We start from the raw sequence: 26,590 nt of genomic DNA, 5'->3' as shown, positions 1-26,590 counted from the left end.
ATCCCTGCCCTACCCATTAAACACATCTGAAAATAGGTTTAGCTGATTGGCTTCCAAGGTATTGCAATCAACCAAAATCCCTATTAGGGATTGAAATTTAAGTATGATAAAAATTTGGCTTCTTGATTCCTTTGTATCAAAAAGTACAGATATTAAGCTATATAAGGTCATTCCACATCCAGCTTGAGGGCTGTGATATTATGGGAGACTGCTACATACATTTAGAAAAACTAGAAACTGAATCGATCATGGCCCTGACGCAACTGCGGAAACAAGAAATAATTTCCAATTACCAAGTTCACGAAACCGACACTGGCTCGGCCGATGTCCAAGTAGCCATGCTCACTGAGCGGATTAACCGCCTCAGCGAACATCTCCAGGCAAATAAAAAAGACCATTCTTCCCGGCGGGGACTGTTAAAGCTAATTGGTCAGCGCAAGCGTCTTCTAGCTTATATATCGCAGGAAAGCCGCGAAAAATATCAAGCTTTGATTGCTCGCCTTGGTATTCGTGGATAGGACTACCGCTTATGTCTGCTGAAGAATCTGAACGCAGTCGCTTGCCCTTTGAACCAAACAAAAAGCGCCAAAAACCCGCAAAAGCTCAAAGTAAACCAGCAGCACAGCCACAAGAATCCGTCAAACAGGCTGAGAGAAAGGTGCCTTACACCAAACAAGAGATGGCAATTCCCCAAGTAGTCAGCGAACGCATGATCAGACGCGTAGCTGGGTTTTGTGGTGTACCAACAGCTTTGGGCATTAGCGCCTTGGTTGTTAGCTATCTGCTTGCTATCTACTCCGACATCCGACTACCTCCCATCGCCGTGCTACTGGTGAACATGGGATTATTTGGTTTGGGGGTCTTAGGGATAACTTATGGCGTTCTCTCTGCCTCTTGGGATGAAGAAAAAGATGGAAGTTTGCTGGGTTTGGGTGAGTTCAACACCAATTGGGGACGAATGGTGGCAGCTTGGCGTGAAACTCGGCAAAAAAACTCATAATAAACGGCGCTCAGGTATTACATAACTGCGGTATTGGGTAAATAAAGAAGTGAATGTTGAAGTTGAAATTTTATAACTTCAACATTGCTAATTAAATTTTATATAATACTTTTTATACCCTACATGCAGTTATTTAGTAGTAAAACTACTGACTGAGCGCTATGTTTTGTCTATTTATTTTGTAAATAAGTTTTATTTTGAACTACTCGTAATTAGGCTGATAAGCAACAATAAAGTTAGCCCATTTACAGAAAATTTTACTCAATTAATCAGGAACTTTCACATGATTATAGTAATGAAAAGTGGTTCCCCAGAGGCGGAAATAAACCGCATTGATGAGGAACTAACTAGCTGGGGGCTAACTCCAGAAAAAATTGTTGGTCAACACAAAGTAGTTATTGGTCTAGTCGGTGAAACCGCCAACTTAGATCCACTCCAAATTCAGGAACTTAGCCCCTGGATTGAGCAGGTGTTACGGGTAGAGCAGCCTTATAAACGAGCTAGCCGCCAGTATCGCCACGGTGAAGCTTCAGAAGTAGTGGTTAATACTCCTAATGGAGCGGTGGTATTTGGTGAACACCATCCTTTAGTAGTCGTTGCTGGGCCTTGTTCGGTAGAAAATGAAGAGATGATTGTGGAAACAGCGCGACGCGTCAAGACGGCTGGAGCCAAGTTCTTGCGCGGCGGGGCATACAAACCCCGGACTTCACCTTACGCCTTCCAAGGACACGGCGAGAGTGCTTTGGATTTGTTAGCGAAGGCGCGGGAAGTCAGCGGACTAGGTATTATTACAGAAGTAATGGATGCCGCCGACCTGGATAAAATAGCAGAAGTTGCTGACGTAATCCAGGTGGGGGCAAGGAATATGCAGAATTTCTCCTTGCTCAAAAAAGTGGGAGCGCAGCCGAAACCAGTTCTATTGAAGCGAGGAATGGCGGCTACTATTGAAGATTGGTTAATGGCAGCCGAGTATATTTTGGCATCTGGCAATCCCAATGTGATTTTGTGTGAAAGGGGAATACGCACCTTTGACCGCCAGTATACGCGAAATACGCTGGATATATCAGTAGTACCAGTGTTGCGAAAGCTGACTCACCTACCAATCATGATTGACCCCAGCCACGGCGTCGGTTGGTCTGAGTTTGTGCCTTCAATGGCAATGGCTGCGATCGCAGCTGGCACAGATTCCCTGATGATAGAGGTACACCCCAATCCTGCCAAAGCTTTATCCGACGGCCCCCAATCTGTCACACCAGACCGTTTTGACAACTTGATGCAAGAATTAGCAGTGATTGGTAAGGCAGTGGGACGCTGGCAACAACCAGCAGTTGCTTTGGCTTAAAATTGGGGAGAGAACCACCTCTGTGCTAGATAACGCAAGGGGTCTAGTTTAAGTGGACTCGCTGAACCAAGAATCACCGAACCTTTAGGTCGGTGAGTGTCAAGTAGACAGGAGGCGGTCAGAGCCTCCCTAAATTCCCAGTCTCAGACTAGAATAATCAACGTGTCGCGAACAAAACTTGGTTGAGGTCTGAATCACTTTCCAAGTTTTCCCAGTCCCTAATCCCCAGTCCCCAGTCCCCAGTCCCTTGTCAATGACAGTTAGCTACGAACTTTAGTGAGAATTTTTTGGGAATAAAACGAAGCCGATTCTTGATTCTTGGCACAATCTTGGGCAAACTTAATCAGATGATGTCCGACAAGTCCAACGTGAATCAAGTTTTCAATATTACCTGCTTTTAGTGCTGGCTTGGCCATTTTCCAGAAAGTCTGACGATAATTACTAAATATGCCTATCCGCAGCAAAATATTAGCTAAATAAGTTAAACCTTTGCGAATATTAGCCCCAGAAGTTCGAGACGGGCTGTTAGGAACTTCGATGCGGTTTGGATAGGTGTGTTCCATATTGTAGGCAAACCGCTGATATAAAAATTCTGGCTCATAAGCAGTTGTGATGCATCGCCGCCACATCTCAACAACTTGCTCATAAGGCATTAAAAACTCCACATTTGATTCACGACTTTCATCAAAAATAAGTCGTCCTTCTGCTTCTAATCTCCGCCATAATGGAGTTTTCGGCAAAGCATGAAGTAGGTTAATTGTCAACATAGGAATTTGGGATGCCCGAATAAATTCGATAATTCGGTCTGCTGTTTCTGGTGTATCTGTATCTAACCCGATGATGATTCCTGATACTACTTCCATGCCATAGCTATTTAAAACCTGAATTGCTTTTAAGATTGGCATACTCAGATTTTGGTCTTTGGAAATAGCATGGAGAGCATTTGCTTCAGGTGTTTCAATGCCGCAAAAGATTGTGCAGAAATAAGCTTCGCGCATCATTTCCAGCAGTTTTGGACTTTGAGCTAGGTTGAGCGTTGCTTCACAGGCAAACTGGATGGGGTAGCCATTGCGTTTTTGCCAGTCAATCAGGTGAGGAAGCAACTTCATGGCGGCGCGGCGATCGCCAACAAAGTTATCATCGACAAAATACACTGCCCCCAAGTTGCCTGATTGTCGCATTGCATCTAACTCCGCGACTACTTGCTCTGGTGTTTTCATCCGGGGACTGTTGCCATAGAGTTCGGGAATATCACAAAACTCGCAGCGATAAGGGCAACCACTAGAAAACTGGACATTTGCCAAAAAATAATCATTGATATTCAGCAAATGATAAGCTGGGGTGGGAAACTCTGTTAAGGGTAAACGTTCCTTGGTTTCAAAGCGAATTTGTTGTTGGGGACGTTGAGAGTTTTGGTCTAGATATTCGATCATGCGATCGCTAGCATCTCCCAACTCACCCAAATGTAAAATGTCAAATTCAGGATAATATTCTGGACACCCAGATACCGAAGGGCCACCCACCACTGTGATTTTCCCGGCTCGATGGGCAAGTTCATTAATTTGATTAATCTGTGGTTTTTGGATATGCATTCCACTCACAATCACCACATCACACCATTGGTAATCAGCCCTCGTTGCTGATTTGACATTCTCATCAATAAACCGCACTTCCCATTCTTGAGGTAAGTAGGCAGCCACAATTAAAATACCTTGGGGTGGCATAAAAGCCCGGACATTGCCCATGAGTGGGTAGGCATGATGAAAAGTACCAAAGGAGCGGCTGTATTTCGGAAAGATACACAGAATTCGTCGATGGTGCGAAGGAACGTAGCGGGTTCTTTGAGTGATCGGAGCGGTTTTGGAATCGGCCGCGACATGAATTTGGTTCTCTAAAGACTTTAGATTCACAGTCATTGCAAATTTCACCCTGGAAAACTGAGCAGCTAATTTGACAGTTTATTGACACAATCAGCTGTAATGCAAACTAGCTTACCGTGATCTTTCAGAGGTTTTTAACTGTAAAATATAAAATTTCCCATAGAAGGGCGAACTGAGTTTGTTGGCAAGCCAATATCATGAATTTGATTTATTTTCTTTTGCGTTCTTCGTGGGGAATGGTAGCGATCGCGATCGCTACTGGATTCTTGAGTGGCGGTAGTAGTGCTGGTTTGATTGCCTTAATTAGCCGTGCTGCTAGTAGCGGTAGTACTTCCCGCCTCACATCGATAATTTGGGGTTTTGCGGGGCTGGCAATAGTTGCACTGATTACCAGTATCATTTCTCAAGTGATGCTGATTCGCCTTTCTCAGAGTGCAGTTTTGCAATTACGGATGCGTTTGAGTCGCCAGATTCTCGCTTCCGAGTTGAGTCACCTAGAACGCTTGGGGAATCCTCGATTATTGGCAACTCTCACAGAAGATATTCAGGCGGTTGCTAATGCTGTTTATCAGATGCCTTTCATCTTTATTAATTTAGCGATCGTCTTGGGTTGTATCGCGTATATAACTTGGCTCTCTTGGTTAGTATTGTTAATGGTTTGTGGGATTTCAGTAGTTGCGATCGCTAGTTGTCAGTGGCTACTCAACAGAGGAGGAAAATTGCTGGCCCTAGCTCGTGAAGATGAAGATCAGCTATTTAAACATTTTCGCACCATTACCGAAGGTGTCAAGGAACTCAAGTTAAATTACAAGCGACGTGAAGACTTTTTAGCAGAAAAACTACAATCAACTGCTAGCGAGTTCCGTCATCACAACGTTAACGGTCTAACTCTTTTTGCCATGACTTCAAGCTGGGGTCAACTCATATTCTTTTTTGCCCTCGGTTTTGTACTGTTTGCGCTGCCGAATCTGCTGACCATCAATGCCGAAACTCTCTCTGGTTACATTTTGACCTTCACTTACTTGGTGTTACCAATGGATAACATCATCAGCAAACTTCCCTTATTAAGTAAAGCCAGCATTGCCTTTCAAAAAATCGAATCACTGGGTTTATCTCTAGCTAGTCGAACTGAAATATCCACTGTTCCACCTGCCCTGAAATCTTACTGGCACAGCTTAAAATTTAAAAGTGTTACCCACACTTACTACACAGATCAAGAAGATAATAGCTTTATATTTGGCCCCATTGACCTAACACTGTATCCTCAAGAATTGGTATTTATTGTTGGCGGGAATGGTAGCGGGAAATCTACTCTAGCTAAATTAATTACTGGCCTTTACATCCCTGAAAACGGCGAAATTTTATTCGATGGTGAGCTAATTAGCGAACAGAACCGAGAATGGTATCGCCAGCATTTTTCTGTGGTATTTTCCGACTTTTATTTATTTGAAGAACTGTTAGGATTAAAAAATTCTCACTTGGATGCTCAAGCGACAAAATATTTACAACAACTGCAACTAGACCATAAAGTAAAAGTTGAAAATGGACAACTTTCTACCACGGCACTTTCTCAAGGACAACGGAAAAGACTAGCTTTACTCACAGCTTACTTGGAAGATCGACCAATTTATCTATTTGATGAATGGGCAGCCGATCAAGATCCAGTATTCAAGGAAATATTCTACACTCAACTTTTGCCAGAACTGCGATCGCGGGGCAAAACAGTGCTGGTGATTAGCCATGACGATCACTATTTTCATTTAGCAGACCGAATTATCAAACTTGACTATGGAAAAATAGAGTACGACAAAATTTAATCTGTCAAAGTAATCCATAATTATTAAAGAAATATTTGGAGTTTTACTAAATAAAACTGATGACTGAACAAAAACCTATAAGTCCTTGGAACTACAAACCTTGGTGGTGTCAGCCCTGGTCTATAGTTCTCACAACTGTAATACTGATTAGTAGTAGCTGGTTACTATTTAAAACTATCTGGCTAACAGTTCTCGTCTCTATCCCTGTAGTAACGTGGATGGTATTTTTTGTGTTTTTTTGGCCACAACTAATGATTCGCAGTGGGGTTTTAGAGTCGTATAAAGAGTAATTCAAGCCTGATTTGACATCCTCACCGACCTAAAGGCGCTCTTAAGAAGGAGTAATGAGTAATAAGTAACAAGTAATAAGTAATAAGTAATAAGTAAATACCTATTTTTCATCCACTCATTACTCATTACTCCTTACTCATTACTTTAAAGCATTGCGTGAAGCACGGGGTTTCAGACCCAAATATGTGGTGATGCTGGAAATTGCTCTAGCGAGAATAAAATTATTCCACCGTGTTTAGAGATTTAGCAAAGTTTATTTTGAACTTCTGCTGTAATTCCTCTCGAACATCTCTGCGCGTCTACGCAGAGATGTTCGAGAGGAATTACAAAGTTAAGCGATCGCCTCCAGTAGACGAGAAAGAGAAGTTGCAGGAGTTGAAAGCCGACCCTCACAACTTCCGTGTATCTATACAAATTAGCGGTATCAAAATTATCAAGTTTTGACGAAGGAAGTCTGACGATATAATAAGTTTTGATAATTTTTAGCTATAATTAATTATTTTCAAGCTGGCTTTGGGCAAAAGACCTTGTAAGCATTTACATATTCAGGGATTTTGCACAGTGAAAGCTAGGGTGACATGAACAACAGAGCAAACCAAAGGCATGAAGAACATCATATAATACAATATTTCTGTATATTCAACAGAATGTTGATTGTCGTTGCAGAGATGTTTATGTCACGCAGCCTTGCTGCTGGAGAGGTAATCTTACAGTTGTTGCAAAATTTCCAGCGTCCCAGAATTTTCTGGCTAAGGCTCAGACACTTATCTGTGAAAACCCAAGGTGTTCCTTTACCTGACAATGAAGCAGAAAGGCTCAAAGCACTGGCGGAATACAATATACTGGATACCCTGCCTGAAGAAGCATTTGATGATATAACTGCTCTTGCTGCCTACATTTGTAAGACTCCAATTGCTTTAATTAGCTTAGTTGATAGCGATCGCCAATGGTTTAAATCTAAGGTTGGACTAAAAGTGAGCGAAACACCTAGAGATGGGTCTTTTTGCTCCCATGCCATTCTTCAACCAGAAAATATATTAGTGGTTCCGAACGCCATTCATGACGATCGCTTTAATAACAATCCCCTAGTCAAAGGTAATCCCAAAATTCGTTTTTATGCTGGTGTCCCTCTAATTACGCCCAATGGTCTTTCAATCGGCACATTGTGTGTTTTAGATACCATTCCTCATCATCTAAGTTACCAGCAGTTAGATGCACTGCGTCGCTTAAGTCGTCAGGCAATCGCTCAGATGGAACTTATTCAGGAAGTTCGCAACCGCAAACAAGCATCGCTGACTGATGAATTAACCGGTTTGCATAACCGACGTGGTTTCTTCTTGATGGCTGAACAAGAGTTAAAAATTGCTCACCACACGAAAGCATTCTGCTGGGTGATCTTCATTGATTTAGATGGGCTAAAACAGATTAACGACACCCTTGGTCACGATATAGGAGATGCCTTGATTACTGATGCTGGTCAATTACTCAAGCAAAGTTTTCGGAACTCGGATATTGTTGCCCGCTTAGGTGGAGATGAGTTCATTGTTTTCATCTCCAGCTACTTTAAGGACGCTGATAGCATCCAAGTGTATCTGCAAGCAAATATTGCCAACTTTAATCAACAGCAAAACCGTAGCTATGAACTTTCAATGAGTATGGGGATAGAGCGTTACTCACCAGAAAGCAATATGTCACTAGAACAATTAATCGCCAGTTCTGACGAATTAATGTACGCTCATAAGCGTCTCAAGCGCCAATCTCTTACATAATAAATCTTTGATTGCGAATTACGTATTACATTACGTCCGGCTAATCAAGCTGAATAAAAAATGTTCGTAGTAAGGACTTTAGTCCTGGCTTTGGGGACTGAAGTCCCCACTACAAACTGTTCATTATGGGTGATTTGACGGACATCATATTACGACTTACGAATTACGTTAGCGACGTAGAAGCGTCATTACGAATTACGAATTACGAATTACGAATTATCTTAATTTACTACTTGGCTGCCATGACTACGGGGGTCATCTTGATTAGTCGTTGGTGCGACTGGGGCTGAAAACTTGGAAACTTTGCCGCTAGTTTGAGCATAAGGAAGAGACGAACCAGTAACCAAAGCTTCTAAATTGCTTGCCATAATCGTCCGGGGTTGATCGCCGATGGCTTGGGCTATGGTTTCTCCTTGCTGACTCAAAAATACAAAATGGGGAATTCCATCCACCCGATATCTCAGCATTTCCGGCAGCCACTTGGTATTATCTACATTCAGCATGACAAAATTCATCTTGTCAGCATACTCTGTTTCTAGTTGAGTGATATCTGGAGCCATTTTTTGGCAGACAGTACACCAATCAGCATAAAACTCTACTAGAGATGGTTTGCCGTTGCTGATTGCTACTTCTAACGGTGTGGAAGTCTCGCTTAACTTGGCTAGAGTTGCCGAGGTTGTTTCAGTTCGCAATCCTAAGACGAGGGAAACGCTAAGTGCGATCGCTACCATTACAATTAAGAAGTTTCTCAGGCGTTTCCCGAATGTGGATTCAGGTTTTTCGGGAGAATTAACAGGTGAGTCAGTACTCATAACAGAATTATTAAAACTTATTAAGCAATTTCTTCTTTAGTTTAACTGACTCCACGCGCTCTTTTCTCTCTCTCCACCTTTGAAAGCTTTAACAGGGAATTGGGGATTGGGTACACTTCAAGATTTGAATCGGGAGTAAACTGATCCTAGTTACCCAGTCCCCAGTCCCCATTGCCCCTAATCCCCAGAGGGGGCCCCGAGTTCCCCAATCACCTATTCACTTAACTCACAAAATCGTCCCGGTTTCTTTCAAATAAACCCGCGTAAATGGTTCATCTTCACCCAGAGTATAATCTTCAATCAACCCTTTGCGACGAATAGAAATATCATTACCTTTTCTAATCACCACAGTTGAACCATCGAAAACATCCCGCACCAAAATCATTTCAATTTCGGTAGGATTATCCAAAACTACCATATTACTACTCTGGTAAAACATCCCCTCTTCTTCTAAGATATCTTCTGCATACTCAGCAATCAGCAAATCAAGTTTGGGATGGCGCAGCAAAGTTTGGACATTGGTGTTGTAATCTTTGCTTAATACTTTTTTCGAGCGATTCACAAAAACTGCATCACGACAAACAGCACCTATTGTCCAATCGGGATGTTGCAAAAGGATATGGTCAATTGTCGCTTGCAGTTCTTCAACTGAGATTTTATTGAAGGTAATAATTGGTATCCTCGCATCTGTACCTGACTCAAAAAAGGTTTCTAAAATATGAGAAGGCACATCAACGCTTTCACCAACAGAAGGTTTCAGATGCATTAAAACTCCTGGTGCAGCATTTATTTCCAGGATGGCAAAATTACTGGATTTCCAAGATTCTGCAAGACTTTTGGTAATGACATCAATCCCCAGGCAAGTCAGCTGGAAATGTTGGGCAATATCTTGCGCCAAGATAATATTGTCATCATGAACTGTCGGGGTTGCATCGATGCTTACACCTCCGGCTGAAAGATTTGCAACTTTCCGCAAGTAAACAGTGCGTCCTTTCTCAATCACGCTGTCTAATGATAAGCGCTGTTCGTCTAGATAGAGTTCCATCGCTTCATCAATCTGAATTTTACTCATTGGTGAGGTTGGCGTATCTAAACGTGCAGGTTTGCGATTTTCTTCGCGAATTAACTCTGCAAGAGTTAAATACCCATCACCGACAACCGATGCTGGACGGCGTTCTGTGGCGGCGACGAATCGACCATTGACACACAACAAGCGAAAATCCGATCCTGAGATGCTTTTCTCAACAATTATTCGGGTTAGCTGATCTTCGGGAATGGCCGCCACTGCTCTATTGTAAGCAGCTACCAGTTCTTTTGAGTCTTGTATGTCAGCCGTGACGCCAATTCCTTTATGACCTACCACTGGCTTAACTGCCACTGGGTAGCCAATTTCTCTTGCTGCCGCCAAGGCTTCCTTCTCGGAAAAGACAATATCACCTTTAGGCACTGGGAAACCCAAGGTTTTCAAAAAAGCCTTACAGTCATCTTTGCGGGTGGTAAACTCCGAATCTAGATGGCTATCACAGTTAAATGTTGTTGCTACCCCCCGGACGTGTTTTTTTCCCCAGCCGTATTGCATTAATCCTTCTTCCCACAAATAAAAGGCAGGAATACCTTTCTCGGAGGCTGTTCGCAATAGGGCGTAAACTGTAGGACCACCGTAGACAGATGCGCGAAATCTATCTTGTAGCCTTATTAGTTCTCCATCAAAGGCGAATTTTTCGTCTTGGGTAATAGCTTCAAACCAATCCCAAACAAAATAAACTACTTCTCTGCTTGTGCGTTCATGTAGTGATTGGATGCTAATCCGTGTCAGATTTGGATATGGCTTAACACTCCAGTGGTTAAGGTGTAAATCCATGTCCAGTTTTCCGACTTCGGACACAACTTGGGCAAATAAATGGGCATGGGATTCGTAAGTTTGATCGCGCAGTTTTGGATAGCGATCGCCAATGCTCGCAATATAATCTTCAATGGGCAAAGGCTCTCTAGAGTCAACTAGAGCAAAATCAAATACTAGCGACCCTATATTTAAATAAGGGTTAGGCCCTAAATAATGCTTGAAGTTGAAAATATCGAATACATCCGTTCTTCTAGCATTAATGCGGACTAAATCACTGCTTTTTTGTAGAACCATTGATTACGAACCTTTGGCTAAACACCCTGAAGTTTTAATTCTGAGTTCTGGTTTCTCAGACTTATTGATTGTAGATTGATTCACATTTATTTTGGAGAGTGATGGCTTTGCAATTAAGCTAATCAGAACCCACCCTAACTCTATTGTTAAGTATTTTTAACTATCTTAAGGCATAATTCAATCTCCATTCCTCAGCCGGGAATCAACAACGGTCAATTCATCCTGATGAGTAATCAAAGCTATAACTTTTGAAGGGTGCAACCTCACCCAAGAATTTGTATAAATAGTGAGGTATCAAAAAGACAGCAAAGGTATGAATAGCACACAAGCTGCTCTAAGAGATGAAATTCGAGAACTTGCTGAGGAAGCTTTTCACCAAAAGCTGATCTCTGGACATGGAGATGGGGCAGATATGAATGAGTATCAAATTGTCTACCAAGGCAAACCCAGACATCTACCACTAGAACAAGCGCGTTTTTTCTTAACTAACTTACTTTACAGAAGTCGGATTCATTAGGAATTGCCATTTAGAGTTAATACCAAATTACTCACAATCGCACGATAAATCTCCAATCAACACTTAGCAGTATAGCTAACAACGCCTCTAGAAAATAACTCTAGAGGCAGTTGACGTTGTAGATTTAATTTAGTAAGTGAAAATTTAGGTAATTTTTCGGAAAATCTTTTGGTCTAATTTTGATTCGCAAATGTTAATCCTACTTCTATCAAGCAATCTACCATAAGGATGGTTTGATAGTTTTAATTGTCATGGTTTAGTGAAATTTACTAACTCAAATCAGGAGTCATCAATAATGGAAAGTAATATCAAACGGCAGTTGGTAATTATTGGGGGAGCCGAAGATAGAGATGGCGATTCCGTAATTTTGCGGGATTTTGTACGACGTGCTGGGGGTACAAAGGCGCACATTGTAATTCTGACAGCAGCAACGGAACTACCAAGAGAAGTGGGAGAAAACTATATCAGAGTGTTTGAACGCCTGGGAGCCGAAAATACTCGCATTATTGATACAGAGACTCGTGAAGATGCATCTTCATCCACCGCATTGGAAGCAATTAGTAAAGCAACTGGGGTATTTTTTACAGGGGGAGATCAAGCTCGGATTACCAGCATTCTCAAGGACACCGAAATCGATGCGGCGATTCACAAACGTTTCTCTGAAGGTATAGTTATCGCAGGCACAAGTGCGGGTGCTGCTGTGATGCCAGATAAAATGATCGTGGAAGGTGATTCGCAAACACATCCTCGGATGGAAACTGTTGAAATGGGCCCAGGTATGGGATTTTTACCAGGGGTAGTAATTGACCAGCATTTTTCTCAGCGGGGACGCTTGGGACGCTTAATTTCAGCTTTAATACTGGAACCTGCTGTTTTGGGATTTGGTATTGACGAAAATACCGCTATGGTAGTGACAGATCACCAAATTGAAGTGATTGGTGCAGGTGCGGTTACGATTGTTGATGAATCAGAAGCTACATACAACAATATGGGCGAAATTTTGAAGGATGAGTCTTTGGCAATTTGTGGAGCAAAGCTTCATATCTTGCCACATGGATTCAAATTTGACCTCAAAACCCGTCAGCCTATCCTAAATAATGTTGCTGTACCTGTTGGTTAAATCAACGCCTAATTTTTAGCTATTTCCAGTATTTTCGACAGCAACACATCCTTGGGTAAAGACGCGATGAGTCGCGTCTCTACAAATGGTCTATTTGTCGCATTCTTTTTTCAAACTGGTAAGCATATAAATTACACGAGTCAATATTATCAAGGAAGGCAGGAAACAGATAGCGCAGCGTTAGCGACACAGAAGCGTCTGACTCGCTACCGCTGCGCTATCGAGCGTCGGGCAGTTTTCTTCCTGCCTTCTGCCTCCTTCAATCCTTATGGTCTTGAAGTGAAGCAAGGCTTATGCAAAACTTGAGATCCTTCGCTTCTAGCCTACTTTTAAGGAATTGATCAATGGCGCGTCTAGCCCTGCTGAGTGTATCTAACAAAACTGGTATAATTGACCTAGCCCGTAGCTTGGTTGAAGAATTTGACTTTGATTTAATCAGCAGTGGGGGAACAGCCCAAGCCCTCAAAGATGCGGGACTCCCTGTCACCAAAGTTGCAGATTACACAGGTTCTCCAGAAATTTTAGGTGGTCGAGTCAAAACCTTACATCCCCGAATTCATGGTGGGATTTTGGCACGGCGAGATTTTCCCCAAGATATTACAGATTTAGAAAATAACCAAATTCGCCCGATTGATTTAGTGGTGGTGAATCTTTATCCTTTTGAGGAAACGATCGCTAAATCAGGGGTAACATTAGCTCAAGCTGTTGAACAAATTGATATCGGTGGGCCAGCAATGCTACGGGCATCATCGAAAAACTTCGCCCATCTCGCTGTATTATGCGATCCAGCACAGTATGACGAGTATTTGCAGGAATTGCGCCAAAATAACGGTGAAGCATCCCTAGAGTTTCGGCAAAAGGCAGCTTTAAAAGGATTTTCACACACTGCTAGTTACGATCAAGCGATCGCATCTTATCTCGCAGAAGCACAGCAATACACCCTCAGCGGTACACAATTGCAATCTCTGCGTTACGGCGAAAATCCCCATCAACCCGCTACTTGGTATCAAACTGGTACTACTCCAACGGGATGGGCAGCTGCAACGAAACTCCAAGGCAAAGAACTTAGTTACAATAATTTAGTTGATTTAGAAGCCGCACGCCGAATTATTGCTGAATTCACTGATACTCCAGCCGCAACGATTATCAAACATACAAATCCTTGTGGTACGGCACTAGGAAGCAGTATTTTTGAAGCCTATCAAAAAGCTTTCAATGCTGATTCTACTTCTGCCTTTGGCGGAATTGTGGCACTCAACCGTCCGATTGATGCGGCGACAGCTAGCGAGTTAACCAAAACATTTTTAGAATGCGTAGTTGCACCAAGTTGTGAAGCCGAAGCTGAAGAAATCCTGGCAAAGAAATCTAACGTGCGGGTTTTGACTCTAGCTGATTTGAGCAGTGGCCCCAAGGATACAGTAAAAGCGATCGCAGGTGGTTTCCTTGTCCAAACTAGCGATGATATAATTGCTGACACCAGTCAATGGCAAGTAGTCACTGAACGTCAACCCACCGACAGCGAATTAGCCGAATTGCTGTTTGCGTGGAAAGTTTGCAAACACGTTAAATCGAATGCCATTGTTGTGACAAGCGATCGCACTACACTAGGAGTAGGTGCTGGTCAAATGAACCGTGTCGGCTCAGTTAAAATTGCCCTAGAACAAGCCGGGGAAAAAGCCAAAGGTGCAACTCTAGCTAGTGATGGATTCTTCCCCTTCGATGATTCTGTGAAAACAGCCGCAGCCGCAGGAATTACAGCCATCGTCCAACCAGGAGGAAGTTTGCGCGATAAAGATTCAATCAAAGCTGCTAACGAACTAGGTTTACTGATGGTTTTAACTGGTATACGTCACTTTTTACACTAAATCATTGACCCTCAAGTGTGCGGTTTTGAAAGTGTCACACAATATACTTGCTCTTTCATAGGAGTAGTGATATATTTTAGTCGTGTGTGAGGAGCAAGTTAAAAATAAAAAGCGCCTGGGGTGGAAACACGGCAACACTCCCAAGCGCTTTTTAATTTGTCAGAAATTGGATTGTTTGTACGATTTTAGATGTGTCACTCAATATACTTGCTATTTGATAGAAGTAGTGATATCCTCTATTTGTGTGTGAGGAGCAAGTTAAGAATAAAAAATGTCTGGGGTGGAAACACGGCAACACTCCCAGGCATTTTTTAATTTGCGTATAAAATTATAGAAATTAACGCTTCCAAAATAATTTCATATTTTTACTTCCAGTTAAAGACACGAATATTGTTAAAGTTAACTACGTCAATTTCTACAATCTGAAGATAACTTGCTAGTTTGAAGTCATCAGTTAATACAAGATACTTCCCTTTAGATAAAGTCAGGATTCCACTGTCAGTAAGTCCGAATTTGATAAATTTTTCAGTATTAACAGCATCTAAACTTTTGACGTAGTATTCATCCAAAAGAGTAATATTTCTAGTAAATTGAGCAAATATTGCAAAGCACTGAGAACGTTCCGGTTCACCAAGTTGATTTGCAAGGCTATTAACTTCTGTGAGAATATTCGGAGTTGTTACAAGCTTTTGAAAGCGTGCAATAAATGCTAGCAGAAGCTCATAGTCTTCTGGTATAAATTGCTGGGTTCGATTGAATCTAGTTATTCGTTCTTGATTAACACTCCCAACTAAAAAGAGAAGCAGGATATTTGTATCAATTAAAACCCCTTTTTGGCAATAACGACGAATAAGGGAAGCAATCAAATCTTTCATACTTGTCTAATTTTCATTGCTTCTACTTCGCCACTTTGAGAATTCACTTTAAAAAGTTTATATTCTCGTTCATACAGCACGGGAGTAGAAGCAAGAGAGGGAGGAATTAAGTCTTCTAATCGGCTTTTAGGAGGTTTTTTAGGAATATCAAACCCTAAAGTAATCAACCAGAAGCTTTTATCCTCAGAAAGTTCAACTTCTTCAAGTCTCAAATCTCCTAATGAAGAACCCATCATGTCTTGTATGGATTTTATATATTGATATGCAGCATTTACTGCTGTTTTGACATCAATCATAATCTTAGTTACTCCCTGAACTAATTTGCTAGTTTAATACTTAATTATAGTAATTTAACCTTATTTACTGGTAGTTAGTTAGTAGATAAGTAACAATATCTACTTCCCCTATTTTTTCAGATAATTTTAATAAAAATCAATTTAGTAAATCTTAATAGCGGGAAATATTTTGCAAAAAATCTCTGACTTCTGCGGGTTTGCAGAGAATAATAACTTGTCGGTTTGGTGTTACTTGACTAAGTTTTTCTAGAATTCCAGGACGACGAATAATTGGGTATGACCATATATATTTGAGAAATTCCCAATTCAATCTTTCAGGACAATCTGATGCCATATCAGGTCTGGATTTCCCAGCATACATCAAGCGACGTTTAATCACTCGCGACAAACATAAAAGCCGGGGAAAATCCAAAAAAATTACTGTATCTGCAACCGACAAACGAATGTCGAGAGTACCACCATAGTTACCATCCATAATCCAAGATTCTCGCAAGGTTAGGTCTTGGATAATACTTTGCCATTTAGTTTTTGGAGTCTCAACCCAACCAGGATTCCAAAACCAAACATCCAAGTGAATGACTTCTAAGCCTAAAATGGTTCCCAATTCGCGGGCTAGGGTAGATTTACCAGCACCCCCAGAACCAATAATCAAGATTTTCTTCACTTTAGGTTTGCACCTTCTTTTTCAAGCTCAACAGGGTAAGCATTACTCACCCAAATAACCGTCTTCAGCGCAACTCAATACGCCGCTACAATAGTACCCTAAGAAGGATTATGCTGAAATAGTGATATTATGACGACTGCTACGACTGTAAAAACTGAGTATGAAGCGATTATTGGTCTAGAAACCCATTGTCAGCTAAGTACTAACACCAAGATTTTTTCTAATAGCTCTACGGCATTCGGTGCTGACCCCAATACTAACATTGACCCGGTTTGTATGGGTTTGCCTGGGGTTTTACCTGTACTCAATGAAAAAGTATTAGAATACGCCGTCAAAGCTGGTTTGGCACTAAATTGTCAAATCGCTAAATATAGCAAGTTTGACCGGAAACAGTATTTTTATCCAGATTTACCCAAAAATTACCAAATTTCTCAATACGATTTACCGATCGCAGAACACGGTTGGTTAGAAATTGAGTTGGTAGATGCTGAGGGGAATCCAACTCGCAAACGCATTGGAATCACCCGTCTGCACATGGAAGAAGATGCTGGGAAATTGGTACACGCAGGTAGCGATCGCCTTTCTGGTTCTTCCTATTCTTTAGTAGACTACAATCGCGCAGGTATACCATTAGTCGAAATCGTCTCAGAGCCGGATTTGCGTTCTGGGCTAGAAGCTGCTGAATATGCCGAAGAGTTACGCCGGATTGTCCGCTATCTCGGTGTGAGTGACGGCAATATGCAAGAAGGATCTCTGCGTTGCGATGTCAATATTTCTGTGCGTCCAGTCGGACGAAAGGAATTTGGCACCAAGGTAGAAATTAAAAACATGAACTCCTTCAGCGCCATCCAACGGGCGATTGATTACGAAATTGAGCGCCAAATCGCCGCAATCGAAGCAGGGGAGCGCATCATCCAAGAAACTCGGCTGTGGGAAGAAGGCGCTCAACGCACAAGTAGTATGCGGGTAAAGGAAGGTTCTAGCGATTATCGCTACTTCCCCGAACCAGATTTAGCACCAATTGAGGTGACAAATGCCCAATTAGAGCAATGGCGCAGCGAATTACCAGAATTACCAGCCCAAAAACGCCATCATTATGAAAATGAGTTAGGGCTTTCAGTTTATGATGCGCGAGTATTGACAGAAGATCGTCCAGTAACCGAATATTTTGAAACTGCGATCGCAGCTGGAGCAAATCCCAAAGCTGCTGCTAACTGGATTACTCAAGATATTGCAGCCTACCTCAATAAGCAAAAACTTAATATTACTGAAATCGCCCTGACTCCCATCAATTTAGCAGATATCATCACTCGCATTGAAACAGGCAAAATTAGTAATGCTCAAGCTAAAGAAAAGCTGCCAGATTTGCTCAGTGGTGTTTCTCCTGAGAAAGCCTTTGCAGGTCAAGAGTTAATCACCGATCCTAGTGTACTAGAACCCATCATTGATGAAGTTATAGCCGCCAATCCCAAAGAACTAGAAAAGTATCGCAACGGTAACACCAACCTCAAAGGCTTCTTTGTTGGACAAGTTCTGAAAAAGACAGGTAAACGTGCTGATCCTAAGCTGACTAACGAATTGGTCGAGAAGAAACTGAACGCTTAGTACCGCAAGGCGGAATTCGTAATTCGTAATGACGCTCCTGCGTCGCTAACGCAAAACGTAATTACGAATTACGTTTTGCGTTAGCGAGTCTGCGTTCGCTTTTAGCGTCTCGTAGAGAGCGTCCGGGGATTTAGCTTAGGCATCAAAACGTTGTGCCTGTAAATCCAGGGGACTTAAACCCCCAAACTTAGTTAAATATGATGAGTTTGTAGTAAGCACTTCAGTGCTTAAAAATCTAGGACTAAAGTCCTTACTACGAACTTATTCACCCATCGTAACTAATAAGACAGAACATTGCTGGATGAGGAGTGTATGGGGGAGTTGCAGTAGGTTTTTCACCTGTACCCAATTCCCAAGTAAGTATTTTCTCGGTGCTTCTTTACAAAATCTTCATATAAAAGATGGTGACAACCCGCATACTTGAAATGATATGCTGTGGTAAGTAGATGCACCCTGATGATCTGGAGAGCTGCCTAAGTGGCTCTCTTTTTTATTTTATTTTTCTAATATTTAGGGATAATCTCATAAAATTATTTTTAATAATCTCAATTAATAAGTATTAAACCTTAGAAGTTGAAGAAGAATTCAGAAGTCAGAATGGGCTAAACCTTAGCTATCCGCTAAGGTTTAGCCCATTCTGACGACTCACGCCTTTATTCTGTTCGATAAATGAGAGAGTGCAATAAGTAGATGCACCTTGATAATCTAGAGAGCGATCTCAGTAACTCTCCTTTTTTTACTTTTACCTTTCTTATGACGAAAGATAAAAACAATTATGCCAATCGTCAATTAGTGCATTATTATTGCCATCAGCAAATAAAAGAGACTGGAGACTGGGAAGCAGAGGAAGTATGGAAAAACTAATAACTCCTGACTCCTAACTCAGCCCTCAGAACTTTTTTAAGCACAAATTGACATATTTAACCTAATAGTTATAAGGAAAAATAATGGCAGATTGGCAAGAAATAACAGGTGGTATCACAGCACCAAGGGGGTATCAAGCGGCGGGAATTACCGCAGGGTTGAAACCTTCGGGGTTACCAGATTTAGCTTTGATCTTCTCAGAAGCGGAAGCGATCGCAGGGGGTGTATTCACCACTAGTCAAGTGAAAGCTGCCTGCGTAGAATATTGTCGCCAACGCTTGCAAGCCAAACAAAGCGCTCGCGCCATCCTCTGCAACGCTGGACAAGCAAACGCCGCTACAGGGACTCAAGGCAACCTTGATACCATAGAATCTGCTCTGGCAGTAGGTCAAGCATTAAACATTCCATCTGAATCTGTGTTATTGGCTTCCACTGGTGTGATTGGTCAAAGAATTAAGATGGATGCTTTGCGAAGCGGGATTCCCAAGGTAGTAGCAGCACTATCAGAAACAGGCTCAGATGCCGCCGCCGGAGCAATTATCACTACAGACTTGGTAACTAAATCCATTGCCCTAGAGACAATTATCAGCGATCGCCCAGTACGAATTGGCGGCATTGCCAAAGGTTCCGGTATGATTCACCCCAACATGGCAACCATGCTGGCATTTGTTACTTGTGATGCTGTGGTTTCGCCTCACCTTTGGCAACAGATGTTAGCAAGGGCAGCTGATAGAAGCTTTAATTCCATTACTGTGGATGGTGATACCAGCACCAACGACAGCTTAATCGCCTTGGCAAATGGTCAATCTCGGACCCCAGCAATTATAGAATGGGGCGCAGAAGCAGAGAAATTAGAGGCGATGTTAACAGCAGTTTGCCAGCATTTAGCCAAAGCGATCGCTCGTGATGGTGAAGGTGCAACTTGTCTCATTGAAGTGGAAGTGACTGGCGCTCATGATGAACTCTCAGCCCGACAAATAGCCAAAACCATCGCCGGTTCATCCTTAGTTAAATCTGCAATCTTTGGCCGCGATCCAAATTGGGGACGCATCGCCGCCGCCGCCGGACGTGCAGGTGTAGCATTTGAGCAAGAAAACCTGCAAATTAAGCTAGGGGATTTCTTAATGTTAGAAAATGGACAACCTCTGCAATTTGACCGTGCAGCAGCAAGTGCTTATTTGAAAAAAGCAGCGGCGGGTGCTTATCTGCAACAGGATACGGTGTTAATCTCCGTTAACGTTGGCAATGGTTATGGTGTGGGGAAAGCTTGGGGTTGTGATTTGAGTTACGACTACGTGAAGATTAACGCCGAATATACTACGTAAACTACTCCCATTGTTTGCCTTGTAGAGACGCGATTCATCGCGTCTTGAGCCAAGGATGTGTTGCAATCATTAATTGAATTGGTATCAGAATAGTTTTAAAGTTTCTCATACTGTAGCTGGACGGGTGAAAATGCCTAAGAAGCATATAGAACTTAGAAGGAAGAGGTACTTCAAGCTCAGTTCACAAATCGCTCAGTTGGATAATGCACAATTGCGTTCTCTATTTGACAATAGTGAGTCGCATGAGTCGAGTACGGGTTGGGGAATGAATCACACCATCGTCCTTGGGGAATCTAAGGTCTTTGTGAAACGTGTTCCGGTTACAAACATCGAATATGACAACCTGTTCTCCACCAGAAACCTCTACAATCTGCCGACTTACTGTAATTACGGCTTCGGTTCCACTGGTTTTGGAGTCTTTCGGGAACTTGTTACCCATATCAAGACAACCAACTGGGTATTGTCGGGCGTAATTGCCACTTTCCCACTGATGTACCATTATCGGATTATTCCTTTCTCCGGGCGGCGGGCGGATGTTGATCGATCGCGTCTAAAAAGTTATGTGGAGTACTGGGGCAATAGTACCAACGCCGGCAATTATATGTTAGATAGAGCGATCGCCAACTATGAGTTGGTTCTGTTTCTAGAGTACATACCCCATGTTCTGGAAACATGGCTGCGGGAAAACCCCAACAAACTTCAAAAACCCCTAAATGACTTACGCACGACGATTACCTTTTTGAGAACGAAGGGAATCATCCACTTTGACGCACATTTTCGCAATATCCTCACCGACGGTAAGCGGACATATTTGACCGATTTTGGTTTGGTACTTGATAAGAGTTTTACGTTGACGAAAGATGAAGAGTCTTTTTTTAAGCAGAACAGATTTTATGACTACGGAGAAGTTCTGCGGAATCTTGGTCATCTGATTCGAGCGCCGTATGATTTGTGTTCGGAGAACGATAAACGCCGGATTATGGAAAAATATGGCATAAAAGAAGGCTTAAAACCTTATGAACTGCGCTCTATATTACTCGACAACATTGAGCAGATACATGCTGATGGAATCATGAAGTTAGATAATTTTTATGTTGCCAGCATCGTCAAGTACCGCAGTATCATTGCGCTGATGCAAGACTTCTTTTCTGATATGTGGGAAAACAACAACAAGGATACGAAACTTCGTCACAAAGAGCTACGGCAGCTGCTTAAAGAGACGGGGTTTCTTCGTGGTGTTGGAAATGGCAGATAGTTGCGATCGCTGGATAAGAAATACACCTATTTGGGGTGTTTACTTAGGTCTACAGCTTTCCCAGCCTTACCATCTCGCTCTCATCGCAGTACGATTCCTAAATTATAGAGATAACATAATAGCTGTGATAAATAAAAACTTATAGATGACAAATTACTACTAAAATTTAAGTTACAAAAGAAGTGAAGATAGTCAATCATAAAGTAAACACAATAGTCTTCATAAATAAGAGTTGATATATTAAAAATTATTCCTATAGTTGAGGATAATAGATAAATTTTTACTTATACATCCAATCTAATATTTGTTTAATAATCTCCACTCCAAATTAACAATTTTGGCTTCAAAGGCTGTAAACTGATTTCAACAAGGTGAATGACACCTCTGCATCACACGAGAGCAGAGCTAATAAATTAACCGAGTTTTTATATAGGTAGCCGCGTCATTGATGAAATGGCTGCGATCGCTTTGCCAAATTTAGCTTGATTAATTATTAATAGCGCAAAAAACATCAGGTTTTTTGTCTAAATTGTCATAGCTATAAAAAATAAATTTTACCTTCAAAGGAGATATTATGACAGAATTTTTTAATCAAATTTCTCGCCGCAAATTCATCTTCACAGCCGGAGCATCTGCGGGTACTGTATTCCTCAAAGGCTGTTTGGGTAATCCTCCTGAAAACCTAACTGGTGGAAGCACTCAAGTACAACCAACTGCTCAAACGGTTGCTAATATTAGTCCCGAACAAACACCAGAAACTACTACAGTTAAGTTAGGATATATCCCCATTGTAGAAGCGGCTCCTTTAATTATTGCTAAGGAAAAAGGCTTTTTTGCAAAGTATGGGATGACTAATGTTGACCTTTCCAAACAAGCTTCTTGGGGTGCAGCTAGAGACAACGTAGAAATTGGTTCTGCCGGTGGTGGGATAGATGGCGGTCAATGGCAGATGCCAATGCCACATTTAATTTCAGAAGGTTTAATTACCAAAGGCAATCAAAAAATCCCCATGTATGTATTATGTCAATTGATTACACATGGAAATGGAATTGCGATCGCAAGCAAGCACCAAGGCAAAGGTATTAGCTTACAACTCGCTGGCGCTAAGTCCCTATTTACCGAATTAAAATCCTCAACACCCTTCACTGCTGCATTCACCTTTCCCCACGTCAACCAAGATTTATGGATTCGCTACTGGTTAGCAGCAGGTGGCTTAGACCCGGATGCAGATGTCAAATTGCTTACAGTACCAGCGGCGCAAACTGTAGCCAACATGAAAACAGGAACAATGGATGCCTTTAGTACAGGCGATCCTTGGCCTTATCGCTTGGTGCAAGACAAAATCGGCTACGTAGCAGCATTAACCGCAGAAATTTGGAAGAATCATCCTGAAGAATACCTTGCCATGAGAGGCGACTGGGTTGATAAAAATCCCAAGGCTACTAAAGCAATTTTAAAAGGAATTATGGAAGCCCAACAATGGCTAGATAATTTTGATAATCGCAAAGAAGCGGCTCAAATTCTCGCTGGACGAAATTATTTCAACCTTTCTTCACCAGAGATTCTGGCAGATCCATACCAAGGTAAATATGACATGGGTGATGGTCGCAAAATTGATGATAAATCAATGGCTGCTTACTACTGGAAAGATGAAAAAGGTAGTGTTTCCTATCCCTACAAGAGTCATGATTTGTGGTTCATCACTGAAAATGTTCGTTGGGGATTCTTGCCAAAAGATTACCTAGACAATAATGCTGCTAAAGCTAAGGAACTTATCAACAAAGTCAACCGCGAAGATATTTGGAAAGAAGCTGCCAAAGAAGCTGGGATTGCTACTGCTGATATTCCTACAAATACATCCCGTGGTGTAGAAGAGTTTTTTGATGGCATCAAATTTGACCCCGAAAAACCAGAAGAATATCTCAAGAGTCTCAAAATCAAAAAATAGAGATGCAATTCCTCTCTTGTAGAGACGCGATTCATCGCGTCTAAAAATATCGATTATTTACAACGGACAAATAAAAAATAAAATTTGCGGAGAACACAGCATCATGACACTCGCCCAAAAACGCCCTGCAAACCCTAGATTGAATAATAGCTTTATATCTAGTCTGAAAAAGCAATTTCCTGACCTGATACCACCAACGCTCGCGATCGCAATTTTCCTCATTCTCTGGCAACTCTTCGCCTGGACTCCGGGAGCCACATTACCAGGGCCTATACAGGTTATCCAAGACACTTGGGTACTCATTCTCTGGCCATTTTATGACCGAGGTGGCATTGATAAAGGTCTATTTTGGCAGATTCTTGCTAGTTTGCAACGGGTTGCTATCAGTTATACCCTAGCTGCGATCGTTGGTATTGGTTTGGGTATTTTGATTGGCGTGAATAAAACCATGTCCAAAGCTTTAGACCCCATCTTTCAACTACTGCGGACAGTACCACCTCTAGCTTGGGTACCAATTTCTTTAGCAGCTTTACGACAAAACGAACCCGCAGCCTTATTCGTAATTTTCATCACCGCAATTTGGCCCATCTTAATTAACACTGCTGTCGGCGTTACCCAAATTCCCCAAGATTACAACAATGTCGCCAAAGTTCTGCAACTTAGCCGCAAAGAATATTTCACTAATATTTTGATTCCGGCGGCATTACCCTACATCTTTACCGGCTTGAGAATTGCGATCGGTTTAGCTTGGTTAGCGATTATCGCCGCCGAAATCGTCATGTCCGGTATTGTCGGAATTGGCTTCTTTATCTGGGACGCTTATCAAAATAACAACGTCAGCGAAGTGATTTTAGCTCTAGTTTATATCGGTATTGTTGGCTTAGTGCTAGATAAAGCAATGGCTTGGCTACAAAACAAGATTTTACCAGCAGAACAAAAATAGGGAGTGGGGAGTAGGGAGTAGTGACAGGGAAAGAATTTTCCTAATCCCTAATCCCTAATCCCCATTCCCCATCCCCCACTCCCCACTCCCTACTCCCTATCCCCTATCCCCTATCCCCTATCTCTTATGTTCGTAGCTGTTGACCAAATTGATAAAGTTTTTGAATTAACTGGTGGCGGCAAATATATCGCCCTCAAAGGAATCGATCTCCAAATTAAAAAAGGAGAATTTGTCTCTCTTATTGGTCACTCCGGTTGCGGTAAATCCACTCTCTTAAATATGATTGCGGGTTTAGATTTGCCGACTGAAGGTATTGTGACTCTCGAAGGACAAAGAATCACCAAACCTGGTCCAGACAGGATGGTAGTGTTCCAAAATTATTCGTTATTACCTTGGCGGACGGTAAGAGAAAATATTGCCCTCGCCGTGGACTCGGTAATGAAAGGTTCATCCGCAAGCGATCGCAACGCTATTATCGAAAAACATATCGATATGGTCGGTTTGCGTCCCCATGCTGACAAACAGCCGGGAATGTTATCAGGTGGACAAAAGCAGCGAGTTGCGATCGCCCGCGCCTTAGCAATTCGTCCCAAATTACTCTTGCTAGATGAACCTTTTGGTGCGTTGGATGCACTCACACGCGGCAATTTGCAAGAACAACTGATGCAAATCTGCGAAGAAAATCAAGTTACCGCCGTGATGGTGACACATGATGTCGATGAAGCGGTGCTGTTATCTGACAGAATTGTGATGCTGACCAACGGCCCCGAATCTAAAATCGGCGACATTCTCGAAGTGGATATTCCCAGACCCCGCAAGCGGATGGAAGTAGTTGAACATCCCAGCTACTACAGCTTGCGAAGTGAGATGATTTACTTCCTCAATCAGCAGAAACGGATCAAAAAAATTCGGGCGCGGAAAACTGCCGACGTTGCCCGTCATGGGTTAGAAAAAGTTAACCTAGAAATTGGCTTTTTACCTCTAACAGCTTGCGCCCCCTTAGCAGTTGCCAAAGAAAAAGGCTTTTTTGTCAAGCATGGTTTAGATGAAGTTCACCTCGTGCGGGAAAGTAGCTGGCGGGGTATAGAAGATGGCATAAGTGGTGGTTATTTAGATGCGGCGCAAATGCCTTCAGGGATGCCGATGTGGCTAACTTTGGGAGGGCATAATAACCAACCTCTGCCCGTTGTCACCGCCCTCACCATGACTCGCAACGGTAACGCCATCACCTTGGCAAAAGACTTTCTCGACCAAGGTGTACAAACCTTATCAGATTTTAAAAGATACCTGCTTCGCACCCGCGAACAACGGCACACAATGGGAGTAGTACATGCTGCATCAATGCACAACTTGCTGCTGCGTTACTGGCTAGCAGCTGGAGGAATTGACCCCGATAGCGATGTGGACATGAAGACCATTCCCCCAGCGCAGATGGTAGCCGACCTCAAAGCTGGAAGCATTGATGGTTATTGCGTGGGTGAACCTTGGAACTACCGCGCTGCTGTGGAAAATGTCGGCTTTACCATCGCTACCGATTTAGAAGTTTGGCTGGGACACCCCGGTAAAGTTCTTGGTGTGCGGGAAGATTGGGCAGAAAATTATCCAAATACGCATATTGCTTTGACTAAAGCTTTGTTAGAAGCTTGCGTGTATTGTGCGAATCCCGAAAATACCCAAGAAATTCGCCAAATTTTAGCAGGGCGAGATTACGTCAGCACTGATTTAGAATACATTCAACTCGAAGATCCAGATAGTCTCACCTGTGACTTAGACCATCCGTTGCGGGACTATGCCCATCTCCAGTTTTATTCCGATTCTGCCATTAACCGCCCCAGTCGCACCGAACAAATTTGGATTATGAGTCAATTGGCGCGTTGGGGTGACACTCCCTTCCCCAGAAATTGGGTAGAAGTTGTGGAACGGGTATGTCGAGTCCGGGTTTTCAGCACCGCCGCACGGGAATTAGGTTTGGATATTAGCTATATTCGCCAACCGATCCAACTCTTCGATGGTACTCCCTTTAACGCCGATGATCCGATCGCTTATCTCAACAACTTAAAAATTAAACGTGATTTTTCAGTCGCGGAAGTTGTTCTTGATGCACCAAGAAGGAGACTCGCGTCATAAAAAAATCGTGAGAGAAAGAGGGAGTGGAAGGACTAGGACATCACGCGCGAACCTCTGAACTCCGTTAACGAGTATTTGAACTGGATGAATCCACCTTTTATCTCCGTCAACGAGTATCTGAACTGGATGAATCCACCT

Annotated in this window: 23 protein-coding genes; 17 read left to right on the top strand and 6 right to left on the bottom strand. The window is 42.4% G+C overall.

Annotated features, from left to right (window positions below):
• The first annotated feature begins 248 nt into the window (after positions 1-248).
• The 3 genes from rpsO (at position 249) to aroF (ending at position 2,342) form a co-directional block, all read left to right on the top strand.
• Positions 249-518: a 30S ribosomal protein S15 gene (rpsO, locus tag A4S05_RS33110; RefSeq protein ID WP_041565894.1), complete on the top strand. Its 270-nt coding sequence runs from the start codon at positions 249-251 to the stop codon at positions 516-518.
• Between the two features lie 11 nt (positions 519-529).
• Positions 530-1,000 carry a PAM68 family protein gene (locus A4S05_RS33105; RefSeq protein WP_069074010.1) on the top strand — a complete coding sequence of 157 codons (471 nt, stop codon included), beginning with the start codon at positions 530-532 and terminating at the stop codon, positions 998-1,000.
• A 283-nt stretch (positions 1,001-1,283) separates the two neighbouring features.
• Positions 1,284-2,342 (top strand): 3-deoxy-7-phosphoheptulonate synthase, encoded by a 1,059-nt coding sequence (gene aroF, locus A4S05_RS33100; RefSeq protein ID WP_069074009.1) that lies wholly within the window; start codon positions 1,284-1,286, stop codon positions 2,340-2,342.
• Positions 2,343-2,602: 260 nt separating this feature from the next.
• Here the strand turns inward: aroF and A4S05_RS33095 are convergent, their stop codons facing one another.
• Entirely contained in the window at positions 2,603-4,258 is a 1,656-nt protein-coding gene (locus tag A4S05_RS33095) for a B12-binding domain-containing radical SAM protein (RefSeq protein WP_069074008.1), read from the bottom strand.
• A gap of 161 nt (positions 4,259-4,419) precedes the next feature.
• Between A4S05_RS33095 and A4S05_RS33090 the strand changes: the two genes are divergently transcribed.
• The 4 genes from A4S05_RS33090 (at position 4,420) to A4S05_RS44395 (ending at position 8,099) form a co-directional block, all read left to right on the top strand.
• Positions 4,420-6,039, top strand: coding sequence for a cyclic peptide export ABC transporter (locus tag A4S05_RS33090; RefSeq protein WP_069074007.1), 1,620 nt, complete (start codon positions 4,420-4,422; stop codon positions 6,037-6,039).
• Positions 6,040-6,098: 59 nt separating this feature from the next.
• Positions 6,099-6,329, top strand: a complete 231-nt coding sequence (locus tag A4S05_RS39655) for a DUF6737 family protein (protein ID WP_084227358.1) — start codon at positions 6,099-6,101, stop codon at positions 6,327-6,329.
• A 232-nt stretch (positions 6,330-6,561) separates the two neighbouring features.
• Positions 6,562-6,774 (top strand): hypothetical protein, encoded by a 213-nt coding sequence (locus A4S05_RS40900; protein ID WP_141699877.1) that lies wholly within the window; start codon positions 6,562-6,564, stop codon positions 6,772-6,774.
• 230 nt (positions 6,775-7,004) lie between these two features.
• Positions 7,005-8,099: a sensor domain-containing diguanylate cyclase gene (locus tag A4S05_RS44395; RefSeq protein ID WP_176727180.1), complete on the top strand. Its 1,095-nt coding sequence runs from the start codon at positions 7,005-7,007 to the stop codon at positions 8,097-8,099.
• Between the two features lie 221 nt (positions 8,100-8,320).
• Here A4S05_RS44395 and A4S05_RS33080 read toward each other — a convergent pair whose 3' ends face one another.
• Positions 8,321-8,911: a thioredoxin family protein gene (locus tag A4S05_RS33080; RefSeq protein ID WP_069074006.1), complete on the bottom strand. Its 591-nt coding sequence runs from the start codon at positions 8,909-8,911 to the stop codon at positions 8,321-8,323.
• A gap of 226 nt (positions 8,912-9,137) precedes the next feature.
• On the bottom strand, positions 9,138-11,048 hold the full coding sequence (locus tag A4S05_RS33075; RefSeq protein ID WP_069074005.1) for an ATP-binding protein: 1,911 nt from the start codon (positions 11,046-11,048) through the stop codon (positions 9,138-9,140).
• 313 nt (positions 11,049-11,361) lie between these two features.
• Here A4S05_RS33075 and A4S05_RS33070 point away from each other — a divergent pair, with 313 nt between their 5' ends.
• The 4 genes from A4S05_RS33070 (at position 11,362) to purH (ending at position 14,550) form a co-directional block, all read left to right on the top strand.
• Positions 11,362-11,565: a hypothetical protein gene (locus A4S05_RS33070; RefSeq protein ID WP_069074004.1), complete on the top strand. Its 204-nt coding sequence runs from the start codon at positions 11,362-11,364 to the stop codon at positions 11,563-11,565.
• Positions 11,566-11,860: 295 nt separating this feature from the next.
• Positions 11,861-12,685 (top strand): cyanophycinase, encoded by an 825-nt coding sequence (locus tag A4S05_RS33065; protein ID WP_069074003.1) that lies wholly within the window; start codon positions 11,861-11,863, stop codon positions 12,683-12,685.
• A 66-nt stretch (positions 12,686-12,751) separates the two neighbouring features.
• Complete coding sequence (locus tag A4S05_RS33060) at positions 12,752-12,991, top strand: hypothetical protein (protein ID WP_069074002.1); 240 nt, start codon at positions 12,752-12,754, stop codon at positions 12,989-12,991.
• A gap of 38 nt (positions 12,992-13,029) precedes the next feature.
• Positions 13,030-14,550, top strand: coding sequence for a bifunctional phosphoribosylaminoimidazolecarboxamide formyltransferase/IMP cyclohydrolase (gene purH, locus A4S05_RS33055; protein ID WP_069074001.1), 1,521 nt, complete (start codon positions 13,030-13,032; stop codon positions 14,548-14,550).
• A 365-nt stretch (positions 14,551-14,915) separates the two neighbouring features.
• Here purH and A4S05_RS33050 read toward each other — a convergent pair whose 3' ends face one another.
• The 3 genes from A4S05_RS33050 to A4S05_RS33040 all read right to left on the bottom strand — a co-directional run bounded on the left by A4S05_RS33050 (position 14,916) and on the right by A4S05_RS33040 (position 16,385).
• Positions 14,916-15,425, bottom strand: coding sequence for a PIN domain-containing protein (locus tag A4S05_RS33050; protein WP_069074000.1), 510 nt, complete (start codon positions 15,423-15,425; stop codon positions 14,916-14,918).
• The gene (locus A4S05_RS33045) at positions 15,422-15,721 is read right to left on the bottom strand and encodes a hypothetical protein (protein WP_069073999.1); all 300 of its coding nucleotides are present in this window, start codon (positions 15,719-15,721) and stop codon (positions 15,422-15,424) included. Before A4S05_RS33045 ends, A4S05_RS33050 begins: the two co-directional genes overlap by 4 nt.
• A gap of 151 nt (positions 15,722-15,872) precedes the next feature.
• Complete coding sequence (locus A4S05_RS33040) at positions 15,873-16,385, bottom strand: DNA topology modulation protein (RefSeq protein ID WP_069073998.1); 513 nt, start codon at positions 16,383-16,385, stop codon at positions 15,873-15,875.
• A gap of 129 nt (positions 16,386-16,514) precedes the next feature.
• Here A4S05_RS33040 and gatB point away from each other — a divergent pair, with 129 nt between their 5' ends.
• The 6 genes from gatB (at position 16,515) to A4S05_RS33010 (ending at position 26,452) form a co-directional block, all read left to right on the top strand.
• A complete protein-coding gene (gene gatB, locus A4S05_RS33035; RefSeq protein WP_069073997.1) occupies positions 16,515-17,990 on the top strand; it encodes an Asp-tRNA(Asn)/Glu-tRNA(Gln) amidotransferase subunit GatB in 1,476 nt (491 codons plus the stop codon).
• Positions 17,991-18,937: 947 nt separating this feature from the next.
• On the top strand, positions 18,938-20,179 hold the full coding sequence (gene argJ / locus A4S05_RS33030) for a bifunctional ornithine acetyltransferase/N-acetylglutamate synthase (protein ID WP_069073996.1): 1,242 nt from the start codon (positions 18,938-18,940) through the stop codon (positions 20,177-20,179).
• 265 nt (positions 20,180-20,444) lie between these two features.
• Positions 20,445-21,434 (top strand): protein kinase family protein, encoded by a 990-nt coding sequence (locus A4S05_RS33025; RefSeq protein WP_256091345.1) that lies wholly within the window; start codon positions 20,445-20,447, stop codon positions 21,432-21,434.
• 574 nt (positions 21,435-22,008) lie between these two features.
• Positions 22,009-23,382, top strand: a complete 1,374-nt coding sequence (locus tag A4S05_RS33020; protein WP_069073994.1) for a CmpA/NrtA family ABC transporter substrate-binding protein — start codon at positions 22,009-22,011, stop codon at positions 23,380-23,382.
• 103 nt (positions 23,383-23,485) lie between these two features.
• Positions 23,486-24,325, top strand: a complete 840-nt coding sequence (gene ntrB, locus A4S05_RS33015) for a nitrate ABC transporter permease (protein WP_069073993.1) — start codon at positions 23,486-23,488, stop codon at positions 24,323-24,325.
• 126 nt (positions 24,326-24,451) lie between these two features.
• On the top strand, positions 24,452-26,452 hold the full coding sequence (locus A4S05_RS33010; protein WP_069073992.1) for an ABC transporter ATP-binding/substrate-binding protein: 2,001 nt from the start codon (positions 24,452-24,454) through the stop codon (positions 26,450-26,452).
• Positions 26,453-26,590 lie beyond the last annotated feature (138 nt).

Source organism: Nostoc sp. KVJ20 (assembly GCF_001712795.1).
GTDB lineage: Bacteria > Cyanobacteriota > Cyanobacteriia > Cyanobacteriales > Nostocaceae > Nostoc.
This window is presented reverse-complemented; position numbering and strand designations above follow the sequence as displayed.